This window comes from Okeania sp. SIO1H4 (assembly GCF_010672695.1).
GTDB lineage: Bacteria > Cyanobacteriota > Cyanobacteriia > Cyanobacteriales > Microcoleaceae > Okeania > Okeania hirsuta.
This window is the reverse complement of the sequence record NZ_JAAHGB010000009.1, coordinates 1-13,172: the sequence shown is the minus strand read 5'-3', so window position 1 is coordinate 13,172 and position 13,172 is coordinate 1. Positions and strand designations below refer to the sequence as shown.

The following is a 13,172-nucleotide window of genomic DNA, read 5'->3' as shown; positions in this document are numbered from 1 at the left end:
ACTAACGCTATATTCACAAATCCAGAAAATTATCATCCTGTGAAGCACCAAAAAAACGGCAAGGATTTTCCCCTTGCATCCTCAAAAAAATCGTGATAGTATGTAATCATTGGGTGTAGTTTGCCATTTATTATGACTTTTTATTCAACCCAAAAATACCATTTCGCCACTGAATATATATAGAAGGGATACTCAAACCATCAAAGCAGAGAAAATAATCATTCGGAGAAGCACTCAGATCAAGAAATAGCGACAGGAAAAATTTTCACCCCATCAACACATCTATATATTTACTCATGTAGAAGGGATGTAGCTACCGCACTTGCTCTGCGATCGCTATATTCACAAACCAAAGAAAATTATCATCCTGTGAAGCTCAAAAAAACCACAAGGATTTTCCCCTTGCATCCTCAAAAAAATCGTTGTTGCCAGACAAGGATTGAGCCACGGATACAGGGATGATTAATCTGCATTCTGTGAAGCACCAAAAAAACGGCAAAGATTTTCCTCTTGCATCGCCAAAAAAATAGAAAAGGCAATTAAATCTGGAGAAAAAGCTGTGAAGGAATGGGAAAATAAACTCTCGCCTCAACAGCTTTTATTTTATTCAGCTAAACAAGATGGTTGGAATGGAGTTAATAAATTTCTCAGCCAATATTTTCAACATTCTGCTGTTTTGACGGAATTACAAAAACCATTAATTAGTCAAGGCAAACCAGATATTGATATTTTAATCATAATTTTTCAACAAGAAGCACAGACAAAAAATATTCAATTAAATCAACAATCTCTACAACCTTGGATAGAAACCTTTGTGAATGCTTATTTTCAACAAACTGATACTTATATTAAATACCAAGTAGCTAAACAAAATTATTTTGAGCAGTTAACAAATTGGTTTGATGATGTGAAATTTGCTGGTATTTCTGTACCTGGACAAGAAGTAGAAAAATCAGAAAAATTAGCCTATATTTTTGTCATGCCAGATGTGGTAGAAGATATCTCAACAGCAGGGGGTTTTGAAAGGGATTTATTATTAGCAGGAAGTGGGGAAAAACTGGAAAGGGAATTATTGATAAATACTACTGGCAGAAAATTTTTAGCCTCAGAATTATTGACTCAAAGTCAGTCACGGAAATTTGTCATATTAGGTGCGCCTGGTTCAGGAAAAACAACATTGATGAGTTATTTTGCCGTGATGTTGGCACAAACACAACCTCAAATTTTGGGTTTAGACCCCAACACCGACTGGCTCCCAATTTTAATTAGAATACGAGACTTAGCGCGACATCCCGACAAAAGCATTCTCGAATATGCTCGTATATTTGCCGAGAAAACTATGGCAGTCAAAACTTTACCAACAGGATTTTTTGAACATTGGTTAGAAGATGGCAGAGCATTAATATTGCTCGATGGTTTGGACGAAGTGGCCGAAGAAGGCAAACGTTATGATGTGGTCAGACGCATTGAGAATTTTTTAGGACAGTTTGACAGAAACCGGGCAATTATTACATCTCGCCCTGCGGGTTATAGACGCGACTTTTTCCGCACAGAGGAATTTCCCCACTATCAAATGCAGCCGTTTGACGATGAGAAAATTTCGGCATTTATCAATAATTGGTATGACAGTCGGTTTAAAGATCGAGCGGAGGCAGAAAGACGGAAAGAGAGTTTACGAAAGGCGTTGGATGATAATGACCGGATTAAGTTGTTAGCCCGAAATCCCTTGTTATTGACAATTATTGCTTTGATTCATCGGTATCAGGCAGTTTTGCCCAAAAAACGGTTTGAGCTTTATGATGCTGCCGTGAAGACGCTGTTAACTTCCTGGGATGCTAATAAAGAAATCAGTAATCATGGGGTGTTTCAATATTTAGATTTAGACGATCTACGCAGGTTGATGGAATTGTTGGCTTTTTGGGTACATACTCAGGGAAATGTTGGGGATAATGAGGGTGGCACGTTGATAGATAGAGATGAGTTGATAGAGCAGTTGAGTCGAGAGATTAAGAGGTTGAAGCAGGTGCAGTTATATCAGGCAAAGGAAGAGGCGGAAAGATTTGTGGAATTAATTCGGGAACGCACGGGGTTGTTGAATGAGCAGGGGTAAGATTTTTATGGGTTCGTGCATAAGACTTTTCAAGAATATTTGTGTGCTGAGGAGATTGATTATCAGGCGGATAATGAGGGTGATTTTGAAATTGTTTTGAATAGTATTCGAGAACATTTGCATGAGTCTCACTGGCGGGAAGTTTTATTATTGCTAATAGCACAACAGAAGCCGAAAAAGGTGGCAAAGGCGATGCGGGCAATTTTGAATCATGGTAGTGATATCATGTCCGTTTATATCGTTTGTGTAAACCTAAGGGTGAATATCTACAGGAAATGATGGTTTTTTCTTGCGAGGGTAGCCTTCTTCCCTCTTCCCTCTTTCTTCTTCCTTCTTCCTTCTTCCTTCTTCCTTACCTTTGCTATACAAGACCGATGCTACCGGACATGATATGAGTATGAGCAGTGGTTACATCGGGATTTGTTTTTTGCTGGAAATTGTTTAGCAGAAGATCCGAAGGGTTTGCGGAGTGTTGATGGTGAGTTGGTACAGGAGATTTTGGAGAGGTTGGTTGAGTTGGAAGTGAGTAATGTAGAGCAGGTTGGTGAGAAAGTTCGTGAGCAGGTCTATGAAATTCTTTGTAGTCTTTATGAAACTGATTTTCAGGTGCAAGCTTTGGAGGTGTTAAAAGAGCAGAGAAATTTAATTGATGAGTGGCGGTGGTGGAAATATCAAGCAGAGTTGGGGGCAGAATATGAGTTAGAAGATAAGGTAATAGAAACATTGCTGACACGGCTTCAAAATAAGAGCTATAATGTCCGTAGAAGAGCAGTTATTGATGCCTTCAAAATAGGTAAAAGCTCAGAAGCTTTAGTCAGTGCCCTACTAGCACGGCTTAGAGATGAAGATTCTTATGTGTGTTCGCTGGCAGCCTCAGCCTTGAGCAGTTTCGGTAAAAACTATTTAGGCAAAAACTCAGAAGCTTTGGTTGACGTCCTGCTAAAACTACTTGAGGATGAAGATACAAGTGTACGAGGATGGGCAAGCTCAACTTTGGCCAGACTAGGTAACACATCAGAAACTATAATTAATGCTCTACTAGCACGACTTCAGGATAGACATTATACTGTGCGAGGATGGGCAACCTTAGCCTTAAAGACATTAGGTGAAAGTTCAGAAACTGTAGTTAATACTGTACTAGCAAAACTTCAGGATAACGATTTTGATATGGGAGCATGGGCAGCCATAGTCTTAGGTTATTTTGACAAAAACTCAGAAACTATAGTCAGCACCCTACTAGCACAACTTCAAAATGAGAATCCTGGTGTGAGAGGGTGGGCAGCTATAGCCTTGAGTCATTTACATGACAATTCAGAAACTGTAGTTAGCACTCTACTAGCACAATTTCAGGATGAGAATAATGGTGTTCGTAAGACTGCAGTTATAGCCTTGGGGAGATTAGGTAACAGTTCAGAAAATGTAATTGATGCCATAGTAGCACTGCTTCAAGATAAAAACTATGATGTGCGTAGGCAAGCAGCCAAAGCTTTAGGTATATTGAATAACACCTCAGAAACTGTAGTTAATGCCCTAATAGAAAGACTCCAAGATAAGGATTCTTTTGTGCGTAGTGATGCTGCCGAAGCTTTAGGTAATTTAGGCAAAAAATCCAACAATATCCTCCCGACAATTATTCAATGGATTCAACAACATCAAGATTCAGAATATGTCGGCAGAGGTATTGATGTGCTGTGGTATTTAGTTGTAAGTGAGGAGAGTTAAGAATATGAGGCAGTTTGTCAAAATTCAATAGTTAGGCAGTGGGAGCATCTTGCTCCCGTTGTCGCATTCTGCCATACTTCATCTCAATCAGGTACACTACTAGGATGCCCAGAATACAGAACATTAAACATTAATATTTGTACTTCACAGGACTTACGCACAGACACTAAATTCAGTGAGTGCGAATGGCATTCGCCCTTACAGATAGCATTTTCAAGGTGAATTTGCGTAAGTCCTACTTCATATATAGCAATGTGCGCTGGCTTATGTACAAATTACAAGAACTTTCCAATAGCTAAAAGCTTATATTAGGGTTGGCTGATTAAATTTTAAATAATTACCAGATAAAGGTTTTAGCCTTTTAAGGTATTGAAAAAGTACATGGTTTTCAGCTCTTGATGCTCAAAAAGTTAGCATTTTTAGCGCATAGTTGGGCAAAAAAATTCTCCCCTACTTCCCCTACTCCCCCGCTCCCCTACTCCTTAAAAAAGACTTTTTCAGCAAGCCCTATATAATCAGTTTTTTATTCCCCCTGTTCCCTGTTCCCTATTCCCTAATTAAAAATTTCAAGCTATACTGTAAACGAAAAAACAATCTTAGGGTAAACAACAGTACCCATGCAGTTGCAACGTCAGTTTAGTGGACAAATCGTCACTTTAGACACCCAAAACTTGATTGGTGGGGGTGGAGAAGGTCGTATCTATCCTGTGCTACAAGACCCATCCTTAGTGGCCAAAATTTACCACAAACCCACAGATGAAGATGCCGATAAACTAACAGTGATGTTCTCTCACCCACCAGACGCACCAATAGCAGCCGGACATTCAGCGATCGCATGGCCTGTAGACCTACTACACACCCTCAACAGTAAACAGCAAATCATCGGTTTTCTCATGCCTCGTGTTTTTAGAGCAGAACCGATACACATATTCTATAATCCTAGAAACCGTAGGGAACAAAAACCCCTCTTCAACTATCGTTATCTTCACCGCACAGCTCGTAATTTAGTCGCAGCAGTTAATGCTTTACACAAAAGTGGATATGCAGTCGGCGATATCAATGAGTCAAATATGCTGGTGACAGATACTGCTTTAGTAACCCTAGTTGATACAGACTCATTTCAAGTGCGCGACCCCTACACTCTAGAAGTTTATCGTTGCCCAGTGGGAAAACCAGAATTTACTCCCCCAGAATTACAAGGTCAGAGTTTCCGGGAAGTCGATCGCCTACCAGAACATGATTTATTTGGGGTGGCGGTGTTAATATTTCAGGTGTTGATGGAGGGAACTCACCCCTTTGCTGGAGTTTATCAAGGTAGAGGTGAACCACCAAGTCTTGAAGCTCGAATTCAAGCAGGTCATTTTCCCTACAGTAAAAAGCGAGTTCCCTATCGCCCAACCCCACTTGCGCCAGATTTTAAGATTTTGCATCCCACCATACAACAATTGTTTATTGATTGTTTTGAAAAAGGACATAAACATCCTACGGAGCGCCCAGATACTAAAATTTGGTTGCAAGTTCTACGAGAAGCAGAAGATAATTTGATAATTTGTCAAAAAAATCATCAACATTTATATGGTAATCATTTAAAATCTTGTCCGTGGTGCGATCGTACCAAAAAATTAAAAGGGCGCGACCCTTTTCCATCAAGGGAAGCAGTGCGAAATCAGAAACATCTGCAACCAGCTCAACCTAAGCAACGAAAATTATTGTCGTTGGGGCCGCCAAAAACTACTACTACTCCCCGAAAACCAGCACCGCCAAAACCTATTATTATAAACAGAAAAATGGGTCAATATCAACCTTTATTAACACCTATTCTGACTAAAACTAAACCGCCATCATTACCAATAATTCCTCTACCAGGTGGTGGAAATGGTATTGCTGGTATTGCTAAAGATGCTATGTGGGGTAGCCTTTGGGGAGTATTGTGTGCAGCAGCAGTAGCAGGTTTAATATTAGGAACAATAAAAGGTAGCCTTGCAGTTTTTGGTGGTACGATCGTGGGAATGTTGTGGGGGGGGTTTTTCGCATTAGCTTGGCAATATATTATTCCTTTGGGATCGTCTGGTAGCAGTTTAGGTTTAACTGGAGCATTTTGGGGAGGGTTTATTGCAGTTGCTATTAGTGGTAGTATATATGGAATTAGTAATCGTCTGGAGTTATTTGGGCAAGCAGTTTTATTTGGAGGATTTCTAGGTACTATTTGGGGTAGTTTTTGGAGTGCTTTTAAACCACCTTTAACATTGCCTGTGCCTGGACGAGTTTGGGGAAGACGTGGTTTATTTTTAGGTGCTATTTGGGGTGCTTTTTTAGGAACAGTTATTGGGGCAATTTTAGCTGGTGTTTTTGTGTTTCAGGAAAGTATGAAAGAGAATAGTAATTCTTGGCTGGAGTTAGTATCAATATTCATAAGTAGTATGATTCCTGCAATAGGTGTAGGTGCAATGGGTGGTATTATCGGTGGTGCTGTTTTAGGACCAATTTTAGGAGCGCCAACTTTACCTTTATCAAATAAATTATCAGGGATTAGAGGTGCTTTTTTAGGTGGAATTTGGGGGTGTTTTTTAGGAGTAATTATTGGGGTAATTTTGGGTGGTATTTTACCGCAATTTTGGTCGATAGATTTAGTTAGAATTATGCGAGTTGATGAAGATTTTACTATTATACTTTCAACGATTTTTGGGGCTGGTTTGGGTGCAATTGCTGGCTGTTTCTCTGGGGCAGCTTGGGGAGGTATGGGGAAGTGGTAATTTCAGTTATCAGTTATCAGTTATCAGTACCTACTTCTGAAGCCATAGGCTTGAAATACGGAATACTCTTTTTTTATCCCCTTAAAAGGGGAGGCTTTAGACCGTCTTTTTTGCTAAGAAGGAAAAGTAATAAACAAATTATAAAAAAAGGATAAACAATCGAAATAAGTAGCTTATAGGATTGGATAAGTTCTTTTTAGGCATAATTCTCAGCTTTTTTTTGTAGCATTCTTTTTTCAAATTGGTATAATATAGCAAGGACTTACGCAAATTAACCTTGAAAACGCCATGTGTAGGGGCGGATGGCATTTGCGCTCCGCAAAGCTCCGAATGGCGCCCTCACTCGATTTAGTATCCGTGCGTAAATCCTGATAGCTATAAGCATTTCCTACGGAATGCTACGCAAACAGCTATCAGCTAGAGTCAAAACTTTTAACTGTCATGTTTTGAAGTTTCTTAGCTGTCCTAATCTTAATACCTATTGCTATATCAAATCCGGTAGTATCCTTGTTATTCAATATTAAAGATAAGAGTCAAATACTTTTGACTTTTAACTTCCGCGTAGCAATACTAGGCAATGTTTTTCCCACTTTTGCCTGTTGCCTGTTGCCTGTTGCCTACTATAACTGCATCCAATAATAGATCCGCACCAAAACGCACAGGGTCAGTGCAAGGCAAACCAGTTTCTGTTTCTATTTGAGCGATCGCTTCTTTAGCCGTCACTTCATCTAAATGAAAAGTATTCATAGCAATACCAATAACTCGCACTGCTTCCATAGCGCCACCAGCAGCGACTACCATCTCATAGAACTCAATTACTTTAGGTAACGGTGGAATCAAAACACTGGGATGATTGCGAATATGAGTTTGATTAGCACGATGCACCAAGATTAAATCCGTGGGTTGAGTACCGCGCAATAGTGGGAGGGTAGCAGTAGAACCTGGATGCAATAGAGAACCTTGGCCTTCAATAATCAGTAAGTCGTGGGTCTTACCAAACTGCATAATCATTTGTTCTACTGCTCCGGCAGCAAAGTCAACTCGCACTGCATCTAAAGCAATACCATTGCCAGCAATCATTAAACCTGCTTGACCTGTAGCGAGGAATTTAGAGTTGAAACCTCGACGTTGAGCTGTGGCATTTAGTTCTAAACTGGTAGACATTTTACCGATCGCCATATCAGTACCCACTGTTAAGACTCGGCGACAAGAAAGTGTTCTAGCTTTCCCAGTGGCAATAGTTAATCCTTGAGGTTCTTGACGCACATCCCATATCCATTGCGTAGGTCGCAATAGTGGTTGAATTTCTGGATGATTTGCCAGAGAGCTATGTAAACCGTTGACTACTGATAACCCAGAAGTAACTGCTTGTTTGATTTCTCCAAACCATTCATCAGGTAAAGCACCGCCGGAAGGAGCAATACCTATGACTAATACTTCTGGGTCAAAAGCGATCGCTTCGGCAACAGAAGCAACTATTGGTATGTCGCGGGGAATTTTAGTGAGTTCGGGCAATGATTTTCCGGCACATTGGCGATCGATGACGGCAACAATTTCTGCTTGACTGTAGCGCAATAGTGATAAGCCAGTTTTACCTGATGTACCCTGGATGCCATTGTGTAGGAGAATTGCTATTTTACTATTTTGAATTTTTGATTGTGTATTTTCTGCAGTCATGGTTTTTTAATGAATAAATTTCCTGTGTAAGTACAAGTAATAGTTAATAATGAACCTAGAATACAAATAGAATTCCTTTTATAACTTAAAATCTGTATAGGTAATTTACAAATCTTTGTATAACCTTAACTATAGTATTTAGTTTAAACTAGCATTCATTAAAAATTGTGTAATAATTTGTTAAAAATATATTTTTCATCAATGTTCCTAATTGTATATTGAAGTAAGCATTCAGCGGTCAGCTATCAGCTATCAGCTTTACAGAATTAAAAGTATTAGTAATAGAATTGCCCATTACTTAACCTTAGCACTAAGCGCTAGCCACATCTATATTTCCCTCCATAGAGTTGAAAATGTAGTAGAAGTTAAACGAGTACTTGCTTAATTCATTTTTATTGCTGAGAGCTGACTGCTAATAGCTGTTTGCGCAGCATTCCGCAGGAAATGCTTACATATTGAAAAATAATAAATCCATGAATATATATCATTAATATATATTATTATTTTTTGCCCATCAGACATAATTAAATGTCAAAATTTCCTCAAAATTTAGTGAAAAATATGCTGTTGTCTATAATATTTATTACTACAGTAAATTTTACCGATAAATTGTGGGTATGCGCCTCCCCTTTTAAGGGGATAAAAAGCGGTCGATAGATGGGGAGGAAACCTGCGCCATATCTAATCGACCAAGAGAAAAGAGAATTCCGTATTTTCTTGCCTCCTTATTGCAGAGGAACTGATAACTGATAACTGATAACTGATAACTAATAACTGAAATGACTGTCTTAGCTGTCACAAAGGTCGAAAATACTAATATTTTTAGTGCTATTGATGGGATTTTTCAAAAGTTAGTAGTCATCCTAGAAAAAATTATCTTTTTTGATATTGCTGGTTTTCCACTAATTGTATTGTGGCTAATTTTAGGAGCAATTTTACTAACATTTCGTATGGGGTTTATTAATATCCGAGGTTTTAAACACGCTATTGATATCGTGAGAGGAAAATATGATTCCCCAGAAAATGAAGGAGAAGTTACTCACTTCCAAGCTCTTGCCACAGCTATTTCTGGCACAGTGGGTATAGGAAATGTGGCAGGTGTCGCGATCGCCATCCAATTAGGCGGGCCTGGTGCAGTATTTTGGATGACTATTGGTGGGTTATTTGGTATGACCAGCAAATTTACAGAATGTACTCTCGGTCTGAAATACCGAAGAATCAACTCAGATGGTTCTATAGCTGGAGGCCCAATGTATTATTTATCCAAAGGTCTAGCTAATATGGGATTCCGTGCAGTGGGACAAGGAATGGCCACTTTATTTGCATTCTTCTGCGGACTATCTACCCTAGTTGGTGCTAGCATTTTCCAAACCAATCAGTCTTACATCGCCGTTTCTAATGTTATACCTGGGTTATCAAGTTGGGTTTATGGTGCGATCGTGGCAATATTAGTAGCGGTCGTCATTCTGGGTGGGATGAAACGTATTGGTACAGTTGCGGGTAGTTTAGTACCAACAATGGCAGTTATTTATATTGTTGCTTGTCTGTGGATTTTAGGTATTAATTTTACAGAAATTCTGCCAGCTTTTGGTAAAATTTTCACTGAAGCTTTTTCTCCTTCAGCAGTCGTTGCTGGTGGTTTTGTCACAACATTTTCTATAGGGTTAAGACGGTCAGCTTATTCTAATGAAGCAGGATTAGGTACTGCATCTATTCCCCATGCTTCGGCTAAAACTAATGAACCAATTCGAGAAGGAATAGTGGCTTTATTAGAACCATTTATTGATACAGTTATTATCTGTAATATGACAGCTTTAGTAATTGTAATTACAGGAGTTTATCAAGATTCTCGAGAAGGAATTGATGGAGTAAAAATGACTGCTGATGCTTTTGCTTCAGTTTTTAGCTGGTTTCCTTATATGTTGGCTTTTGCAGTTTTCTTATTTGCTTTTTCAACTATGATTGGTACTGCTTATCAAGGAATAATTTCTTGGAACTATTTGTTTGGAATTAAGACAGCTATTATTCCTAAAATTATCTATATTTTCGGTGTAATAATTGGTGCTAATGTTAGTGTTGGTGCTGCATTAGATTTTACAGATATGATGCTTTTAGCTATGGCTTTTCCTAATTTAATTGGTTGTTATTTAATGTCAGGTGAAGTTGCATCCGATCTAAAAAATTATATGCTTCGTTTGCAGTCAGGAACAATGCATTGAAGAAGGCAGAAGGCAGTTATGCTGAAGGCAGAAGGGAAGGAAAGGTTCAAAGGGATAAGGTTTTTGTAATTAGTGATTATCCGAACATGATATAAGTAATGAAATCCATCATTAATTAATACCTATTCTTACCATTTTTACGGATATTTTCCGATTTACATTTTGGTAATAATTCAGGTGAAAGCGAACGCCTAATATTATTTATTCTATTTCACCTTAACAAATTCATAGTCTAATTGAGCAATGCCAATTCTTTATATCTTTAAGAGTCTAAACTAATATATTTTTATTTGAAAGTGTAATATCATATCTTGATAATTAGTGATAGAAAAACTTTCTCTTTCTTCTTCTTTTTTCCCTCCTGACTCCTGATTTCTGACTCCTTCGTCATTTATTTATAACTGTTTAACCAGACATGATATAATTTCTTTTATTCATCAACTTGATAACCCAACTCTGCTAATTGAATCCGAGACTGTCGCCATTTAGATTGCACTTTTACAAATAATTCCAAATAAACTTTTCCAGCAATTAACTTTTGAATTTGTTGACGTGCTGCACTACCAATAGCTTTTAACATATTCCCGCTTTTACCTATAATAATTCCTTTCTGAGATGAGCGTTCAACATGAATAGTAGCAAGAATACGAGTAATAGTTTTTTCCTCTTCTACTCTATCAATAGCGATCGCTACTGAATGAGGTACTTCTTCACGAGTCAACAGTAAGATTTGCTCTCGGATCAATTCCCCCATAATAAAACGTTCTGGTTGGTCTGTTACTAAGTCAGGAGGATAATAATAAGGTCCAGTTTCAAGATGTTCAATCAACAAATCTTGTAGTCCTTCTACTCCTTCTCCTGTAAGAGCAGAAAATTTCACTATTTGCCAGGGGTGAGGAGCGATCAATTGATGATAACTAGCTTCTATCTCCCCATTATCTTGAGGTTGTAAATCTAACTTATTCAAACCTAATATCACAGGAGTGTGTGTTTTGTTGAGTAAATCTATAATATATCGATCGCCCCCACCAGCTATTACTGATCCATCCACTACCAGCAATACTACATCCACAGATTGGATTGCTATTTTAGCATTTTGAACTAATACCTTGCCCAATTGGTGATGAGGTTTATGAATACCAGGAGTATCAACAAAAATCATCTGCGCTGCTTCTGTAGTCAAAATACCACGGAGACGATTACGAGTAGTTTGAGCAACTGGGGAAGTAATAGCAATTTTTTGCCCTACCAGTTGATTCATTAAAGTAGATTTGCCAACATTAGGCCGTCCTATTATACCAACAAATCCAGATTTATATCCCGCAGGTGCTACGGGAATTATCATACTTGTGGACAATTCCATTTTTGTATTTTTTTTATTTTATATATTTCAAAAATAACAACTTATTAAGTAAAATTTTTTTGATATTAACTGATAGATACTATACATTTTTCTTGTGGTTATCAGAATATTATTAAAATACAAGGATTAAAGTATATTATTCTGAAGTGACTCATCATCAGTAAAATATTAACTTCAGTGCTTACATGAATTTAATTCATGTAGTAGTACAAAGCTGAATAATTATAGCAGTCGAAGGAAAGGTGAAAACATCTCAAAAGCTGAAAACTCACACAAAGCCAGATTTTTTATGGCATTGGTGAATGCGTAATGCTTTTGTCTCAAATATCTATGAAAAAACTATAATTGTACCGTTCATAAATATTTAATGGCATTACCTAATCACCAACCCCTTTTTTATTCTGCCTTCTGCTGCTATAACAGACATCTTATCTTTTCTTACTTTATTAAGATATACTGTTGAATTTTACAGTATTTTGTAGAGTATGATAATTTTGCCTTGTTTAAGTTTTTTGCCAGTTACTTTTGACTTCTCTTTATCTAAAAAAGAAGTTGATTTACTTAGGCGAGCAAAAACATTAGGGGCAGAAAGTTTAGAAACTTTCAAGGTTTGGCAAACTAACTTGTTAGTTGATATCTAATTAAATCGATCTAGAACTAGGAAAAAAAATGAAAAAATTTTCTACATTATTAGGAAGTGTTTGTGCTTTAGTCGTTGCAAATTTACCTCTACCAGCTTTGGCAATACCATCTGATTTCGATTACAAATCTGGTAAGGAAGAATATTATCCATTACCAGATTTGTCTATTCCGTACAGAACCTTACCCAGAAGATTTGATTTTCCAATTATTACTGAAGTTGATGTTGATGACAGCATCAGTACAGATTCTCCAATAACTGATGCTTTTGTTAACAACTTACCTCCTATACCCACTGGAATTACTCTAGATGAGCTTTTGCGTTACAGAGCGGAGTACACTGCTTCTATAGAAGCTTGGGGAGAAGAGGTTACAGAATGTTTGAATAAAAAACCACGATTATTGAGAGTTAGCACAGGCAACCCAGTTATTATTAATGGAGAAGAAGGCACAATAGTTCTAAATGCTAACAATCGTGCTGTTTGTAGGTAACGCAAGGTAACGTAAAAAAGAAAGCCTGCTTCTAAATTCAACGAATAGAAACAAGCTTTCTTTTTAAAAAAAAGAAACAAAGAAGGCTGCATAGTCAGAAGTGAAAAGAGAAATGAGGTCAAGTCCTCGGTCTGTTAGTGTGTCTAGGCTGCATACATTACTGCATTTCCACCGAACACCTATCAACGGGTAGTCTT

At 37.8% G+C, this 13,172-nt stretch carries 9 protein-coding genes; 7 read left to right on the top strand and 2 right to left on the bottom strand.

Features of this window, described 5'->3' with window-relative positions; all coding sequences use genetic code 11:
• Positions 1-559: 559 nt before the first annotated feature.
• The 4 genes from F6K06_RS09790 (at position 560) to F6K06_RS09775 (ending at position 6,585) form a co-directional block, all read left to right on the top strand.
• Positions 560-2,110, top strand: coding sequence for an NACHT domain-containing NTPase (locus F6K06_RS09790; RefSeq protein ID WP_287240873.1), 1,551 nt, complete (start codon positions 560-562; stop codon positions 2,108-2,110).
• Positions 2,111-2,125: 15 nt separating this feature from the next.
• The gene (locus F6K06_RS09785; RefSeq protein WP_287308822.1) at positions 2,126-2,389 is read left to right on the top strand and encodes a hypothetical protein; all 264 of its coding nucleotides are present in this window, start codon (positions 2,126-2,128) and stop codon (positions 2,387-2,389) included.
• Positions 2,390-2,530: 141 nt separating this feature from the next.
• Positions 2,531-3,832, top strand: a complete 1,302-nt coding sequence (locus F6K06_RS09780) for a HEAT repeat domain-containing protein (RefSeq protein ID WP_287240875.1) — start codon at positions 2,531-2,533, stop codon at positions 3,830-3,832.
• Positions 3,833-4,449: 617 nt separating this feature from the next.
• On the top strand, positions 4,450-6,585 hold the full coding sequence (locus F6K06_RS09775; protein ID WP_287240877.1) for a helix-hairpin-helix domain-containing protein: 2,136 nt from the start codon (positions 4,450-4,452) through the stop codon (positions 6,583-6,585).
• Between the two features lie 570 nt (positions 6,586-7,155).
• On the opposite strand, the gene F6K06_RS09770 is transcribed toward F6K06_RS09775, so the two are convergent.
• Entirely contained in the window at positions 7,156-8,262 is a 1,107-nt protein-coding gene (locus tag F6K06_RS09770; RefSeq protein ID WP_287240879.1) for a DUF1611 domain-containing protein, read from the bottom strand.
• A gap of 779 nt (positions 8,263-9,041) precedes the next feature.
• On the opposite strand from F6K06_RS09770, the gene F6K06_RS09765 reads away from it, so the two are divergent.
• Complete coding sequence (locus tag F6K06_RS09765; RefSeq protein ID WP_287240881.1) at positions 9,042-10,481, top strand: sodium:alanine symporter family protein; 1,440 nt, start codon at positions 9,042-9,044, stop codon at positions 10,479-10,481.
• A gap of 430 nt (positions 10,482-10,911) precedes the next feature.
• On the opposite strand, the gene era is transcribed toward F6K06_RS09765, so the two are convergent.
• Complete coding sequence (gene era, locus F6K06_RS09760) at positions 10,912-11,844, bottom strand: GTPase Era (protein ID WP_287240883.1); 933 nt, start codon at positions 11,842-11,844, stop codon at positions 10,912-10,914.
• Positions 11,845-12,329: 485 nt separating this feature from the next.
• Between era and F6K06_RS09755 the strand changes: the two genes are divergently transcribed.
• Together F6K06_RS09755 and F6K06_RS09750 are read left to right on the top strand one after the other, a co-directional pair.
• Positions 12,330-12,485: a hypothetical protein gene (locus F6K06_RS09755; protein WP_287240885.1), complete on the top strand. Its 156-nt coding sequence runs from the start codon at positions 12,330-12,332 to the stop codon at positions 12,483-12,485.
• Positions 12,486-12,513: 28 nt separating this feature from the next.
• Positions 12,514-12,975: a hypothetical protein gene (locus tag F6K06_RS09750; RefSeq protein WP_287240886.1), complete on the top strand. Its 462-nt coding sequence runs from the start codon at positions 12,514-12,516 to the stop codon at positions 12,973-12,975.
• Positions 12,976-13,172 lie beyond the last annotated feature (197 nt).

Excerpts from the sequence above, each read along its gene's own strand:
- F6K06_RS09775 (WP_287240877.1), top strand. The coding sequence starts at position 4,450 with ATGCAGTTGCAACGTCAGTTTAGTGGACAAATCGTCACTTTAGACACC.
- F6K06_RS09770 (WP_287240879.1), bottom strand. The coding sequence starts at position 8,262 with ATGACTGCAGAAAATACACAATCAAAAATTCAAAATAGTAAAATAGCA.
- F6K06_RS09765 (WP_287240881.1), top strand. The coding sequence starts at position 9,042 with ATGACTGTCTTAGCTGTCACAAAGGTCGAAAATACTAATATTTTTAGT.
- era (WP_287240883.1), bottom strand. The coding sequence starts at position 11,844 with ATGGAATTGTCCACAAGTATGATAATTCCCGTAGCACCTGCGGGATAT.
- F6K06_RS09755 (WP_287240885.1), top strand. The coding sequence starts at position 12,330 with ATGATAATTTTGCCTTGTTTAAGTTTTTTGCCAGTTACTTTTGACTTC.
- F6K06_RS09750 (WP_287240886.1), top strand. The coding sequence starts at position 12,514 with ATGAAAAAATTTTCTACATTATTAGGAAGTGTTTGTGCTTTAGTCGTT.